The organism is Pseudomonas sp. p21, assembly GCF_001642705.1.
Taxonomy (GTDB): Bacteria; Pseudomonadota; Gammaproteobacteria; order Pseudomonadales; family Pseudomonadaceae; genus Aquipseudomonas.
Genome location: NZ_LWBV01000001.1, coordinates 294,330 through 308,765 on the forward strand (window position 1 = coordinate 294,330; position 14,436 = coordinate 308,765).

Annotated in this window: 13 protein-coding genes; 10 read left to right on the forward strand and 3 right to left on the reverse strand. The window is 64.7% G+C overall.

The window, feature by feature from the left end; translation table 11 throughout:
- Positions 1–102 precede the first annotated feature (102 nt).
- Positions 103–621, forward strand: coding sequence for a GNAT family N-acetyltransferase (locus A4C63_RS01445; RefSeq protein WP_063911205.1), 519 nt, complete (start codon positions 103–105; stop codon positions 619–621).
- Between the two features lie 130 nt (positions 622–751).
- On the opposite strand, the gene A4C63_RS01450 is transcribed toward A4C63_RS01445, so the two are convergent.
- The 3 genes from A4C63_RS01450 to A4C63_RS01460 all read right to left on the reverse strand — a co-directional run bounded on the left by A4C63_RS01450 (position 752) and on the right by A4C63_RS01460 (position 4,180).
- Positions 752–2,182, reverse strand: a complete 1,431-nt coding sequence (locus A4C63_RS01450; RefSeq protein WP_063911206.1) for an aldehyde dehydrogenase family protein — start codon at positions 2,180–2,182, stop codon at positions 752–754.
- A gap of 13 nt (positions 2,183–2,195) precedes the next feature.
- Positions 2,196–3,695: a cytosine permease gene (locus A4C63_RS01455; protein ID WP_063911207.1), complete on the reverse strand. Its 1,500-nt coding sequence runs from the start codon at positions 3,693–3,695 to the stop codon at positions 2,196–2,198.
- 95 nt (positions 3,696–3,790) lie between these two features.
- Positions 3,791–4,180: a nuclear transport factor 2 family protein gene (locus tag A4C63_RS01460; RefSeq protein WP_063911208.1), complete on the reverse strand. Its 390-nt coding sequence runs from the start codon at positions 4,178–4,180 to the stop codon at positions 3,791–3,793.
- 179 nt (positions 4,181–4,359) lie between these two features.
- Here A4C63_RS01460 and A4C63_RS01465 point away from each other — a divergent pair, with 179 nt between their 5' ends.
- The 9 genes from A4C63_RS01465 to A4C63_RS01505 all read left to right on the forward strand — a co-directional run bounded on the left by A4C63_RS01465 (position 4,360) and on the right by A4C63_RS01505 (position 14,358).
- A complete protein-coding gene (locus A4C63_RS01465) occupies positions 4,360–5,349 on the forward strand; it encodes a Fic family protein (RefSeq protein ID WP_063911209.1) in 990 nt (329 codons plus the stop codon).
- 191 nt (positions 5,350–5,540) lie between these two features.
- The gene (locus A4C63_RS01470; protein ID WP_063911210.1) at positions 5,541–6,560 is read left to right on the forward strand and encodes a transporter; all 1,020 of its coding nucleotides are present in this window, start codon (positions 5,541–5,543) and stop codon (positions 6,558–6,560) included.
- A 133-nt stretch (positions 6,561–6,693) separates the two neighbouring features.
- Positions 6,694–7,314 carry an isochorismate family cysteine hydrolase YcaC gene (gene ycaC, locus A4C63_RS01475; protein WP_010951959.1) on the forward strand — a complete coding sequence of 207 codons (621 nt, stop codon included), beginning with the start codon at positions 6,694–6,696 and terminating at the stop codon, positions 7,312–7,314.
- Between the two features lie 228 nt (positions 7,315–7,542).
- Complete coding sequence (ppk2, locus tag A4C63_RS01480) at positions 7,543–8,361, forward strand: polyphosphate kinase 2 (protein WP_063911211.1); 819 nt, start codon at positions 7,543–7,545, stop codon at positions 8,359–8,361.
- Positions 8,362–8,397: 36 nt separating this feature from the next.
- On the forward strand, positions 8,398–9,594 hold the full coding sequence (locus A4C63_RS01485) for a monovalent cation:proton antiporter-2 (CPA2) family protein (RefSeq protein WP_063911212.1): 1,197 nt from the start codon (positions 8,398–8,400) through the stop codon (positions 9,592–9,594).
- A gap of 38 nt (positions 9,595–9,632) precedes the next feature.
- Positions 9,633–10,730 carry an AI-2E family transporter gene (locus tag A4C63_RS01490; protein ID WP_063911213.1) on the forward strand — a complete coding sequence of 366 codons (1,098 nt, stop codon included), beginning with the start codon at positions 9,633–9,635 and terminating at the stop codon, positions 10,728–10,730.
- 13 nt (positions 10,731–10,743) lie between these two features.
- Positions 10,744–12,264 (forward strand): efflux transporter outer membrane subunit, encoded by a 1,521-nt coding sequence (locus A4C63_RS01495; RefSeq protein ID WP_063911214.1) that lies wholly within the window; start codon positions 10,744–10,746, stop codon positions 12,262–12,264.
- Entirely contained in the window at positions 12,261–13,358 is a 1,098-nt protein-coding gene (locus A4C63_RS01500; protein ID WP_063911215.1) for an HlyD family secretion protein, read from the forward strand. The genes A4C63_RS01495 and A4C63_RS01500 overlap by 4 nt, the downstream gene beginning before the upstream one ends.
- Entirely contained in the window at positions 13,348–14,358 is a 1,011-nt protein-coding gene (locus tag A4C63_RS01505; protein WP_063911216.1) for a DUF2955 domain-containing protein, read from the forward strand. The genes A4C63_RS01500 and A4C63_RS01505 overlap by 11 nt, the downstream gene beginning before the upstream one ends.
- The last annotated feature ends 78 nt before the right edge of the window (positions 14,359–14,436 follow it).

Genomic DNA, 14,436 nt, shown 5'->3' on the forward strand with positions numbered 1-14,436 from the left:
CTGTTGGTGACACATTTCCAGTGACACATATTGTCGCAGCGCGGCCGGCAGCTACCGCGAGATTGCGCATACAGTAGCTATTCGACGAGCAGGGAGAACCGAATGCAACCCACACTGTATACGCCAGGTTTGCAGCTTCGCCCCCTCGCCCAGCGCGATGCGTCTGCCATCGAGGGCTTGCTGCAGGACCGGGAAATCGCCCAGATGACCTCGCTCATTCCCTTTCCTTACCCGCCAGGCCTGGCGAGTGCCTGGATTGGCCGGCACCCACAGCTCTGGGCGACCAGGGAAGGGGTGGTGTGGGGAATCTGCTGCCGTGATGAGGGGACGCTGATGGGGGTGATCTCGTTGCGGGAGCTGGGCGGTGCAGCACCTGTGCTGGGGTATTGGCTGGGCAAGGCGTTCTGGGGCAATGGCCATGCCACTCAGGCTGCCAGCCGGGTTTGCCGGTATGCCATTGATGAGTTGGGGATCCATACCCTGGCGGCCAGTTGCCTGAAGCGGAACATTGCGTCCGCCAAGGTGTTGAGCCGGGTGGGGTTCCAGGTCGTCGGGCTAGGGTTCGAGTTGCTCGACAACAAGCCGGGCCATGAAGCGGTTGTGTATCACCGCCTGGGGTAGGGGCTTGCCGGCGAATGGGCCGCATGGCATGTGTTGCCTGCACCGGCCTCTTCGTGGGTGAACCCGCTCCCACCGGTACGGCGCAGGCCTTCAGGCCTGCGCTATCCCTGTGGGAGCGACCGCGGAAATCTCAGCCCAGACACCGCGTCACATGCTTGACCGACTGGTAGGCCGACAACCCCCACGGCCCCAGCTCACGCCCGATCCCGCTGCCCTTGGTTCCACCCCACGAGGTCTCGACGAACACCGCTTGCACCGAGTTAATCCACACATGGCCAACCTCCAGCGCATCGGCCACCCGCTCGGCGCGCTCCAGGTCGGCGGAGCACACCGTCGCCACCAGCCCGAAACGGCTGTCGTTGGCCTCGGCAATTGCCTGTTCCTCGGTAGCAAAGCGCCGTGCGCACAGTACCGGGCCAAAGATTTCCTCGGTCCACAGGCGGCTGTCTTTCGGCACATCGGCATACAGCGTCGGGCTGACGAACCAGCCATCCCGGTCCAGCGCCTTGCCACCGGCCAGGCAATGCAGGCCTTCTTCCCGCGCCGTGGCAAAGTAGCTGGCCACCTTCAACCACTGGGCCTGGCTGGTCAGTGGCCCCATATCGACCTCTTCGGTCAGCGGATTACCGACCCGCAGGTTTTCCAGTGCAGCCTGCAAGCGCGTTAGCAGCGCATCGGCAATGCCGTCCTGCACCAGCAGCCGCGAAGTGGCTGAGCACATTTGCCCGGCGTTCCAGGTGATGCCGGCGACGATCCATTCCACTGCCTGGTCGACATCGCAATCATCGAACACCACGATCGCCGACTTGCCACCCAGTTCCAGCGTCACCGGCCGGCACTGCGCCGACGCGCTGCGCATCACCTGGCTGCCGACGCTGTTGCTGCCGGTGAACGACAGTTTGTCCAGGCCGTTGTGGTTGCTCAGTGCGGCGCCAGTCTCGGCCTTGCCGTTGACGATGTTCAACACCCCGGCCGGCAGCCCCAGGGCATCGGCGATCTGGCCGTAGGCCTGTTCGATCAGCGGGGTGACTTCCGAGGGCTTGAGCACCACGGTGCAACCGGCAGCCAGGGCCGGGGCGAGCTTCCAGGCGCTGGTCACCAGCGGGAAGTTCCACGGCACGATCAGGCCGACCACGCCCACTGGCTCCAGGCGAGTGCGCGCAGTGAAACCCGGTGCAGCCAAGGGTACGTCACGGTTCTTCGATGGCAGTTGCTCGGCCAGTTCGGCGTAGTAGCTGAAGGTGGCGATGGCGTCGTCCAGGTCGATTTCCGCTTCGTGACGTGGCTTGCCGTTGTTGCGCATCTGCAAAGTGATCAGCGTTTCGCGGCGCTGCCCGAGCTCTTCGGCAAAGCCGCGCAGGTAGGTGGCGCGTTCGCTGGCGCTAGTGTTTTTCCAGGCGTGCAGGGCACCACGGGCAGCGGTCACGGCCTGGTCGACCTGGGCGACGCTGGCGGCCATCAGTTCGGCGAACGGTTGCCCCAGCGCAGGGTCATTGACGCTGATGCAGTCGCTGCCCTGGCCTTCGACCCAGCGGCCGGCGATGTAGTGGGAAGTGGTCATGGTCGGTTTCCAGTCAGGCCATTTCGGCAGTGGTTACCGGCGTGTGCGCGGTGCTTTTGCAACGCACCCAACGCGGGCCTTGGGGGCCATACACGCCAGCAGGTTCGGGGAACAGGTTGAGCAGCAGCAGGTACAGCACGCCGGCCAGCCCCAGGGTGACCGGCAGGCTCAGGTCGATGCCGCCGGCCAGGTCGCCCAGCGGGCCGACGAACTGCCCTGGCAGGTTGACGAAGCACAGGCCGACCGCCGCGCTTGGGATCCACGCCCCCATGCCGCGCCAGTTCCAGCCATGCAGGAACCAGTAGTGGCCGCCACGCTGGCCGCGGGTGAACACCTGCAGGTCGTCGGCATGGTAGAAGCCGCGGCGGGTGATCAGGCCGAGGATCATGATCACCATCCATGGGCTGGTGCAGGTGATGATCAGCACGGCGAAGGTCGACACGCTCTGCACCAGGTTGAAGGTGAAGCGGCCGATGAAGATGAAGCCGATCGCCAGCACACCGATCAGCAGTGTGGCCCCGGCACGGCTGAGCAGGCGTGGGAACACGCTGGACATGTCCAGGCCGGTGCCATACAGCGCGGTAGTACCGGTGGACATGCCACCGATCACCGCAATCAGGCACACCGGCAGGAAGAACCAGCTTGGCGCCACGGCCAGCAGGCCGCCGACGTAGTTGTTGGCGGCGATGTAGTCCGGTGCCTGGGTGGCCACCAGGGTGGCGGTGCACAGACCGAACAGGAACGGGATCAGCGTCGCGCCCTGGGCCGCGATTACCGCCAGCATGATGCGTGCCTTGGGCGTTTCGCGCGGGATGTAGCGCGACCAGTCGCCCAGGAACGCGCCGAACGACACCGGGTTGCTCATGGCCAGGATCGCCGCGCCGACGAATGCCGCCCAGAAGCCCGCCTGGCCGAGGTTGACGCTGCCCGCGTAGCCGGCATCGAACGGCCCGGCAAAGGCAACGATGCCCAGCAGGAACAGCAGGCTCGAGGCCCACACGGCAACTTTGTTGACCCACAGCATGAAGCGGAAGCCGAAGATGCACACCACCAGCACCAGCACCGCGAACAGGCCGTAGGCAAGGCCCAGGGTCAGGTCGGTTTCCGGCAGGCCAGCCAGGCGCTTGGCGCCGCCGACCAGGGCGTCGCCCGAGCTCCACACCGATAGCGAAAAGAACGCCACCGCGGTGAGCAGCGACAGGAACGAGCCGACGATGCGCCCGTGCACGCCAAAGTGCGCGCCCGACGACACCGCGTTGTTGGTGCCGTTGAGCGCACCGAACAGGCCCATGGGCGCGAGGATCAGCGCGCCCACGCCGACGCCGAGCAGGATCGCCCACACGCCGGCCTGGAACGACAGCCCGAACAGCACCGGGAAACTGCCCAGCACGGCGGTGGCGAAGGTATTGGCGCCGCCGAAGATCAGGCGGAACAGGTCCAGCGGGGAGGCGTCGCGTTGATCGTCGGGGATCTGTTCGACGCCGTTGGTCTCGATACCGGTCGAGTGGCTCATGGTGATGCTCCAGCGCGGTTGTTGTGGGCCGGCGCAGTGCGCGGGCCTTCTTGTGGGTGCGATGGCAGGGCGGCAGGGCCGCGTAAAAAAGCAGATCAGGCCGGCGATACGACTGACAGGTGCTCGTGGCAGGCCAGCCACTGTTCGCCGTGGCGGCGGAAGACGATGGTCTCGCGCTCGCTCAACTGGTGTTCTTCGCCGGCGATGCGGATGTGCGTGGCCACATCGTGCATGAAGATCGCCACGTCACCTTGCAGGCTCACCTGGGCATTGCCTGATTCGCAGGCGAGCACGGCAAAACCGTCGGCCTGCCACTGGGCCCAGAGTTGCTCGTAGGCACGGCGCGACAGCAGCGGGTGCGGCAGGGTGTGGAAAAGGAAGGTGGCGTCTTCGCTGAAGCAGGCGAAATAGCGGGCGGTGTCGTTGCTGGCGAACGCGGCAACGAGGTCGGCGGCGGCTTGCCGTACCTGGAGTGTCTGGTCCACGGGAGTGGCCTCACGGTTCTTGTGATTGTGGTGAAGCGATTCTGGTGGCGGGCAGCGAGGGGAAAAATCGCTGCGGGCAAATAATCAGTTCAGGAATTTGTGAAGTGATGGCTGTGCTTTCTTTACCCTCGCGCGATCCGTGGATTAAGGTGGCAGCTGATCCACACGGGCTGCAGGCAATGAGCAATTACCAACCACCACTGACAGTGACACCCCGTATTCTGGCTCTGGTTGCCGAAATCAGTGAGCAAGTGGGATTGTTGACTGCCTACCGCGATGCCGCGCTGACGCCACAGCTGCGCCGAGGCAACCGTATTCGTACCATCCAGGCATCGCTCGCCATAGAGAACAACACCCTGAGCGTGGAGCAGGTAACCGCCCTGCTGGATGGCAAGCGGGTTTTGGGCTTGCCACGCGAAATCCAGGAAGTCCGTAATGCGTTCGCGACCTATGACGCGATGCCTGGTTGGCGCGCTGAGTCCCAGGGCGATCTGCTCACTGCGCACGGCATGCTGATGCATGGGCTGATAGATGACGCTGGCCGCTACCGGCGCGGGGGTGTGGGCATCTATCGGGGCGCTCGCCTGCTGCACATGGCGCCACCGGCCAGCCGGGTGGCGACGCTGGTGCAGGATTTGTTGCACTGGCTTGCGAACAACGATTGGCATCCGCTGATTACCAGTTGTGTATTCCACTACGAGTTTGAATTCATCCACCCGTTTGCCGACGGTAATGGGCGGATGGGACGGCTGTGGCAGACCCTGCTGCTTAGCCAGTGGCGACCGGTGTTGGCGTACCTGCCGGTGGAAACCGTTATTCGTGAGCAGCAGGACGCTTACTACGGTGCCCTGGCCGCGGCCGACCAGGCGGCTGAAGCAACCCCATTTGTCGAGTACATGCTCGAAGCTTTGCTGCGTGCGCTTATCGAAGCAGAAGAGAGTGACCAAGTAACCGACCAAGTAACCGACCAAGTAGCGAGTCTCTTGAATGTGCTGCCTGCGGGCGTTGCTTTGAAAAGCAGCGAATTGATGCACCAGCTGGGCCTCTCGCATCGCGCCACATTCCGCAAGAGTTACTTGCACCCGGCACTCGCTGCCGGGTTGATCGAAATGACCGATCCCGAATCGCCGCGCAGCCCCAAACAGCAATATCGGCGGGTTGCCAGGTAGTTTTCTGTGGGAGCGGGCGTGCCCGCGAAGCATGTAACGCGGTGCATGGCACCGGCTTCGCCGGTGTTCGCGGGCGTGCCCGCTCCCACAGGGATTGTGCTGGCAGTGCTTGCGGAGTCTGCTGTCATCTGACTGCAACGAACATTCAGCAACATTTCTGCCATCTCCCCTGTGCCTCATTGCGAGTTCGAATGGGCCATCCCGCGCTGCACCTGCCACAGGACCACGACCTGTTCGGCCTGCTCTACGCCTTCGCCTTTCGCCCTGGCCAGCCGGGGCGTGAAATCGACTCGGCGCAGTTGTTGCGCAAGCTTGGCCAGCCGCTGGAGCCTGGCGAGTTCCTCTGGGTGCACCTGAACCTGGCCCACGCCGCCTGCGAGCGCTGGTTGCGCACCCACCTGCAGTTGCCCGAAGCCTTCTTCGAAACCCTGCGCGAAGGTTCGCGCTCGACCCGCATCGAACACGCCGACTCGGCGCTGCTGGCGGTGGTCAACGACGTGGTGTTCAACTTCGGGCTGGTGTCCTCGGACATCTCCACCCTGTGGGCCTGCGCCAGCAGCCAGTTGCTGGTGAGCGCGCGGTTGCAACCGCTGCATTCGGTGGACAAGCTGCGCTCGTCGGTCAAGCATGGCGAGCGCTTTCATTCGCCCATCGAGTTGCTGGTCCATCTGTTGCGCGACCAGGGGGATGTGCTGACCCAGATCGTGCGTGAAACCACCACCAGCGTCGACCGCATCGAAGACCAGTTGCTGTCCCAGCGCCTGAGCGACAACCGCGCCGAACTGGGCAGCATGCGCCGGGTGCTGGTGCGCCTGCAGCGCCTGCTGGCGCTGGAACCGGGGGCGCTGCTGCGCTTGCTCAACCGGCCGCCCGACTGGTTGCAGGAACAGGACATACGCCAGCTGCGCGCGGCCACCGAAGAGTTCACCCTGGTAATCAGCGACCTCACCGCCCTCGGTGAGCGAATCAAGCTGCTGCAGGAAGAAATCGCCGCCAAGCTCAACGAACAGACCAACCGCACCCTGTTCACCCTGACCGTAGTAACCGTGCTGGCGCTGCCCATCAACATCATCGCCGGTTTTTTCGGCATGAACGTCGGTGGTGTGCCGCTGGCGGAAAACCCCCATGGTTTCTGGGTGCTGGCGGCCCTGGTGGCGACCTTCACCGTGCTGGTGGGGCGCTGGGCGTTTCGCAAGCGGCGTGAGTACTGACACAGTGGTTGTGTTGGCTTGCCGGCGATGAGGCCGGTACAGCCAACAACGAGCTAACCGACTGACGGTCCCCCCCAGCCCTCATCCTTGCCTACGCTGATACACCCAACCCGCTGAAGCAAGGAGAACTGTCATGGCCTTCCAATACAAGCGTCTGGACAAGAACAACGCTGCCGTGCTGCTGGTCGACCACCAGACTGGCCTGCTCTCGCTGGTAAGGGACATCGACCCAGACCGCTTCAAGAACAACGTCCTGGCCCTGTCGGACCTGGCCAAGTACTTCAAGCTGCCGACCATTCTCACCACCAGTTTCGAGACCGGCCCCAACGGCCCGCTGGTGCCCGAACTGAAAGAGCAGTTCCCCGACGCCCCGTACATCGCACGCCCTGGCAACATCAACGCCTGGGACAACGAGGACTTCGTCAAGGCCGTCAAAGCCACCGGCAAGAAGCAGCTGCTGATCGCCGGTGTGGTGACTGAAGTGTGTGTGGCCTTCCCGGCACTGTCGGCGCTGGAGGAGGGCTTCGAGGTATTCGTCGTCACCGATGCCTCCGGCACCTTCAACGAGCTGACCCGTGACTCGGCCTGGCGGCGCATGGAGGCGGCCGGGGCGCAGTTGATGACCTGGTTCGGCGTGGCCTGCGAGCTGCACCGGGACTGGCGCAATGACATCGAAGGGCTGGGGACCCTGTTCTCCAACCATATTCCGGACTACCGCAACCTGATGACCAGCTACAACAAGCTGGCCAAGTAATCCGGCCTTGAAGGCACCGCATACCCTGTGGGAGCGGGTTCACCCGCGAATGCGTCATTGAAACTATCGACGTCTTCGCGGGTAAACCCGCTCCCACACCCTCCCCGCAACACTCACCAGCCCCGCAGAATCAATGAGATAGAACCAGGCCTGCGAAATCTGCAAGCGAAGCGGCAAAGCGCCATGGATCGACCATACTGACTCTTCATTCGCCCTCAGGAGAGTGCCATGTCGAAGTCGTCCAGGAAGAAAGACCCCAGGAACCAGCCGGAAAAACTGGGCGGCAAGGCCTATGAGAAGGAACTCAAGCATCTGCATGTGGAATTGGTGAAGCTGCAGGAGTGGGTGGTGGCCAAGGGCCTGAAGGTGTGCATTGTCTTCGAGGGCCGCGATGGTGCCGGCAAGGGTGGCACCATCAAGGCCATTACCGAGCGTGTCAGCCCGCGAGTATTCCGTGTGGTAGCGCTGCCGGCACCGACCGAGCGGGAAAAGACCCAGATGTACGTACAACGCTACCTGGGCCACCTGCCTGCCGCGGGCGAGGTCGTGATCTTCGACCGCAGCTGGTACAACCGCGCCGGTGTCGAGCGGGTGATGGGCTTCTGCAGTGAAGAGCAGAGCAACAAGTTCCTCACCGTGGTGCCGCTGTTCGAAAAGATGATGGTCGAGTCGGGGATCATCCTCATCAAGTACTGGCTGGAGGTCAGCGCCGAAGAGCAGACCCGCCGCCTGCAGGACCGCATCAACGATGGCCGCAAGCTGTGGAAGCTGTCGCCGATGGACCTCAAGTCATACACCCGCTGGGATGAGTACACCCGGGCCCGCGACGACATGTTCGCCGCCTCCGATTCGTCCTGGGCACCGTGGTTCATGGCCCATTCCAACGACAAGCGCCGTGCCCGGCTGAACATCATCAGTCATCTGCTGACGCGCATTCCCTACAAGGACATTACCCGCGACGAGGTAGTGAAGTTGCCCAGGCGTGGCAAGATCGGCAAATACAAGGCCGTGAACTACCCGTTCAAAGTCGTCGAAGAGCGTTTCTGATCCTTCCCTGCGGGGAGCAGCGGAGGGTGCGAGCCTATGCCACATGACGGCAGCCTGTTGCAGGCGACGGTGGTGTTCCTGCTGGCCGTGGTGCTTCTGGTGCCGCTGGCGCAGCGTTTGAAAATGGGGGCAGTGCCCGGCTATCTGCTGGCGGGCATCCTGATAGGGCCGTCGGTGTTTGGCCTGCTGAACAACCCGGATAACGTGGCGCGCCTGTCGGAGATGGGTGTGGTGATGCTGCTGTTCGTCATCGGCCTGGAGCTTTCGCCGAGGCGATTGTGGACCATGCGCCGGGCGCTGTTCGGCATCGGCTCGCTACAAGTGGGCCTGAGCGCCATAGTGCTTGGCCTGCTGGCGTACTGGCTGTTCGACCAGTCGAAGCAGGCTGCCATCGTGCTGGGCCTGGGCCTGGCGCTGTCGTCCACCGCGTTTGGCCTGCAAGTTCTGGCCGAGCGCAAGGACCTGGGCAAGCCGCACGGCCGCCTGGCCGTCGCGATCCTGTTGTTCCAGGACATTGCCGCGATCCCGCTGATTGCCGTGGTGCCGTTACTCGGAGGTGACGTCAGTACCGCCGACGAAGGCGCCTGGCCGGTGCTGGCGGTGGTGGCTGGTATAGGTGTGGTGATTATCTTTGGCCGCTACCTGCTGACCCCTGTCTTCAAATGGACAGTCGGTTCGGGCCTGCCCGAGCTGTCGACCGCTACCGCCTTGCTAGTGGTGCTGGGCACTGCCTGGGTGATGGAGCACGTGGGTGTATCCATGGCGCTGGGGGCATTTCTGGCGGGCGTCTTGATGGCCGATTCGCCTTTCCGCCATGAACTGGAAACCCAGATCGAACCCATCAAGGGGCTGCTGCTGGGGCTGTTCTTCGTTGGCGTGGGGATGAGTGCCGACCTGCGCCTGCTGTTCGGCATGCCGTTGCTGGTACTGGCGCTGACCCTGCTGCTGGTAGTCATCAAGCTGCCGCTGCTGTATGGCCTGGGGCGCATGGCCGGTGGGCTCAACCAGGCCCAGGCGCTGTGCCTGGGCGTGGTGCTGGCGTCTGGCGGCGAGTTTGCCTTCGTGGTGTTCAAGCTGGCACTCGACCATCAGGTGCTGGCGCAGCAGGTGCATGACCTGCTGGTGCTGGCCATCACCTTGTCGATGGCGGTGGTGCCCTTGGTAATGATGGCCCTGGCGCGGCAGTTGCGTGACGACAGCCCAGCCCAGGCAAGCCCTGAAACGGGCCACTGAATCGCGCCACATGGCGCACCTGAGTTCGGAGGTGAAGCATGCAACCGGGTATCAAGCTGGACAGCCGCCTGTCGCGGGGCTTGCTCGATGTGCTCATCAAGGCCGGCCTGGTGGCGGCGCTGGTGATGTTCGCCTTCCAGACGTTCCAGCCGTTCCTGGAGCTGATGCTGTGGTCGGTGATCCTGGCGGTAACCTTGTACCCGTTGCATTGCCGCATCCAGCGCCGCACAGGGCTCAAGGACGGGCTTTCGGCGACGCTGGTCGTTGTACTGGTACTGGTCGTGCTGCTGGTGCCGATCTACCTGGTGGTGATGTCCATCGGCGAATCGGTGGACAGCCTGGTGACGCTGCTCAAGAGCGGTGCCTGGAGCGTGCCGGCACCTCCTGATTCGGTGGCGGCCTGGCCATTGATCGGGCCGAAGGTGCATGCCCTGTGGCTGGCCGCCTCGGAAAACATGGCCGGTGTGCTGAACCAGTGGATGCCCCAGCTCAAGGGCGCCGGGCGCACGGTGCTGGGTGCAGCAGCCAGTGCAGGGGGGGCGTTCCTGTTGTTCATCGCGGCGATCATCGTCTCGGGCATCATCATGGCGTTTGGTGACCGCGGTGAAATCGCGGCGCAGCGCATTGCCATGCGGGTGTCGGGCGAGGAGCGTGGCAAGCCACTGGCCAAGCTGTGCACCGCCACCATTCGCGCGGTGGCCCAGGGCGTGATCGGCATTGCCTTCATCCAGATGCTGCTGATCGGTGTCGGCTTCGTCATCAAAGGGGTACCGGGGGCGGGGATGCTGGCCATCGTCATCCTCATGCTGGGGATTGCCCAGGCGCCGGCCACGTTGATCACGGTGCCGGTGATCATCTACATATTCAACGTCGAAGGCTTTACCGTGGCGACCATCATCTTCGCCATCTACAGCTTTGTCGCCGGGCTTGCCGACAACGTGCTCAAGCCGCTGCTGCTGGGGCGCGGGGTGGACGTGCCGATGCCGGTGGTGTTGATCGGGGCGCTGGGCGGCATGGTGGTCAAAGGCATCATTGGCCTGTTCATCGGCCCGGTGATCCTTGGCGTCACCTACGTGCTGTTCTGGCAGTGGGTGGCGCTGCAGGTGCCGGAAAACCCCGTCGAGCCATCGGCGTAAGCCAAGGCCCGCCATGCCCGGACCCTTCCATGGTTGTGCACTGAGCCTGGCTGCCATGTTGGTGGGCTGTACCCAGGTCGGCCCGGATTTCCAGGCGCCGCAGGACCCGTGGCTGGGCACCTGGAACACCCCGCTGCTGGAGCAGGCCGGGCGGCAGGCCGCAGCGCCCGACCTGCGCCAGTGGTGGGCCGTGTTCGCCGACCCGGCCCTGGATGCCTTGATCGCCGAGGCCGATGCCAACAACAGCAACCTGCGCGTGGCTGGCTTACGTATTGCCGAAGCCCGTGCCCAGCTGGCCATCGTGCAGACCGGGCGTTATCCACAGCTGCAGCAACTGCGCGCCCAGAGCCTGTACCTGAAACAGGATCAGTCCGGTACCGCCACCGCTCGCGACTCGGTGTTCTGGCAATCAAGCGCGGGCTTCGACATCGGCTGGGAAATCGACTTCTGGGGGCGCTTCAGCCGCGCCATCGAAAGCGCCGACGCCGTCTACTTCGCCTCCCAGGCCAACTACGCCGATGTCATGCTGCTGTTGCGTGCGCAGGTGGCCGACACCTACTTTGCCCTGCGCACCGCTGAAGCGCGGCTGGATATCGCCGAGGAAAACGCCCGCCGTCAGGCGCGCAGCCTGGAGATAACCGAGCGGCTGTTCCGGCATGGCGAAAACGACGAACTCGACTGGCAACAGGCGCGCACCCAGTACCTGGCTACCCAGGCTACCATCCCCGAGTTCCAGAACCAGCTCAATGCCCTGCGCAACGTGCTGTGCTCGCTGCTCGGCAGGTCGCCCGGGCCGCTGCCGCAGCTGGATGCAGGCCACGGCCAGCTGCCGTTGCCGGACCGTGCCGTGCTGCAGGACGTGCCTGCCAGCCTGCTGCAGCGCCGCCCGGACATCCGCGCCGCCGAACAGGCGGTGGCGGCGCAGTCGGCGCTGGTCGGGGTGGCCGAGGCCGATCTTTATCCACAGCTGAGCCTGCTGGGCAGCATTGGCTGGAGCTTCGTCACGGCCAATCACCTGCCCGATACCTTCGACCTCGCCGCCGGCCCCAGCCTGCTCTGGAACCCGTTCGACTATGGCCGGCGCAAGAACGCCGTGCGCGTGGAAGATGCCCGCTTGCAGCAACTGATTGAGTTGTATCACCAGGACGTGCGCGAGGCCGCGCGCGAGGCCGACGATGCTGCCAGCGGGCTGGTGCGCTCGCTGCAGAGTGCAAGTATCCGCGACCAGGCCTCGCAAGCCGCGCAGCGCTCGCTGAACCTGGCCAGCTCGCAGTACCGCGAAGGCTTTGCCGACTTCCAGCGCGTGCTCGACGCCCAGCAACTGCTGCTGCAGCAACAGGACGGCTACCTGGTCAGCCGCGGCAATGCCGTTAGCAGCCTGGTGACGCTGTACAAGGCCCTGGGCGGCGGTTGGGACGCCAGCCGCGCACCGATCGACCCGGCCACGCGCCAACAGATGCAGCAACGCACCGACTGGGGCGATCTGCTCGACGAGCCAGCCCCCAGCGCACATGCACAAGGTGAACCGAAATGAGCGACGCCACGCCAACGCCAACCCCGCCAGCCCCCGATCGCGGCATGCGCTGGGTGCTGCTGCTGATTGCCGTGAGCCTGCTGTGGTACCTGCTGGCCGACCGCTTCACGCCCTACACCCAGCAGGCCCGCCTGCAGGCCTACGTGGTGCCGGTGAGTGCCGAGGTGGCCGGGCAGGTGAAGCGTGTGGCGGTGGGCAACAACCAGGAAGTACGCAAGGGCGATGTGCTGTTCGAGCTGGACCAGGAGCAGTACCGCATCGCCCTGGCCCGCGCCGAAGCCGACCTGGACACGGTACGCCGGCAGATCGGCGCCCACACCGCCGGCATCGACTCGGCCCAGGCGGCACTGGTGGCGGCCCAGGCCAACGAGCGCAAGGCGCGGCAGGATGCCGAGCGGCTCAAGCGCCTGATCGATGAAGACCCCGGCACGGTGTCGGTGCGCCGCCTGGAGGGCGCCCAGGCCACCCGCGACCAGGCCATCAGCCAGGTGGCGGCAGCCCGTGCCGAAGTGGAGCGGGCCCGTGAGCAGCAGGGCGGGGCGCAGGACGACAACGCCCAGCTGCGCAGCGCAGCGGCCAATGTCGAAAAAGCCCGCCTGGACCTGGCGCGCACCGTGGTACGCGCCGATGCAAACGGGCTGATCACCGACCTGCGCACCGACGTTGGCCACTATGTCGGCGCCGGCAGCCCGATGATGACCCTGATCGCCATCCATGACGTGTGGATAAGCGCCGACATGACCGAGAACAACCTCGGCCGCCTGCGCCCCGACACCCCGGTGCTGGTGGTGCTCGATGCGCTACCCGGCACGGTGTTGAAGGGGCGCATTCGCAGCATTGGCTACGGCGTGAGCGTGGGCCAGAGTACCCCGCCGGGTACGTTGCCGACCGTGCAGAACAGCCGCGAGTGGCTGCGCTCGGCGCAGCGCTTCCCGGTGATCGTTGAACTGCAGCGTGACCAGTTGCAGGACAAGACCGGTCTGCGGGTCGGTGGCCAGGCCGAAGTCATGGCCCTGCCCATCGAGGGCAACCCATTGAACCTGCTGGGCCGGCTGTTCATGTGGCTGATGAGCTGGCTGTCGTATGCCTATTGAGCTGCGACGCCTGCGCGCCCTGCGCCTGGCCTGGGGCGTGGCGCTGTGCCTGGCGGTGAGTTTTGGCATCGGCCTGCCGGTGCCGATCCTGGCGCCGGTGTTCGCGGTGCTGTTGCTAGCCATGCGCAGCCAGCCATTGCCCCTGCGTGCGGCTCCGGCCCTGGCGGTGCTGGTGCTGCTCAGTTGTGGCAGCGGGCTGCTGCTGATTCCGCTATTGCGCCATGCCCCGCTGAGTGGGGTGTTGCTGGTGGGCGTGGGAGTTTTCCTGACCTTGCGTTATGCACTGAAGGGCGGCAATGGCCTGTTGGCCAATTTGCTGGTCATCGGCCTGACCATGATCGCTGCTGCAGGCACCAGCGACTTCACCCTGGCGCTATCGGTGGTCGAAGCGCTGGCCAAAGGCATGCTGCTGGCGGTGCTGGGCACGGCGGCGGCGCATGTGCTGTTTCCCGAGCCGGCCAATGCGCCGGCGCCACCGGCACCACCGTTGCTCGACAGTGACCAGGTGAGCTGGGTCGCTTTGCGTGCCACGCTGATCGTGATGCCGGCCTTTTTGCTGGCGCTGATCGCCCCGGACCAGTACATGCCGCTGATCATGAAGGCAGTGAGCCTGGGGCAGCAGGCCGGCGAGACTCGCGCGCGGCATGCCAGCCGCGAGCTGATCGGCTCGACCTTGCTTGCCGGGTTGCTGGCGATACTGATGTGGGGCGCGTTGAGCCTGTTCGTGCACCTGTGGATGTTTTTCCTGTGGGTACTGCTGTTCGTCCTTTGGCAGGGGCGCAGGCTCTACCGTGCGGTGGATACCAGGCGAAGCCCGGCGTACTGGGTGAGTTGCCTGACGACCATGCTGATTTTGCTGGGGCAGTCGGTGCAGGACAGCGCGGGCGGGCAGGATGTGTACCGCGCCTTTGCCGTGCGCATGGCGCTGTTTCTGGCGGTGTCGGTGTACGCTAGCGCCATGCTCATATGGATTGATCGGCGTCGGGTTCGGACTGTTTAGCTCTTCTGTACTGGCCTCTTCGCGGGCACGCCCGCTCCCACAGGGATCGCACAAACTTCAAGGTTGTCGTTGTACCTG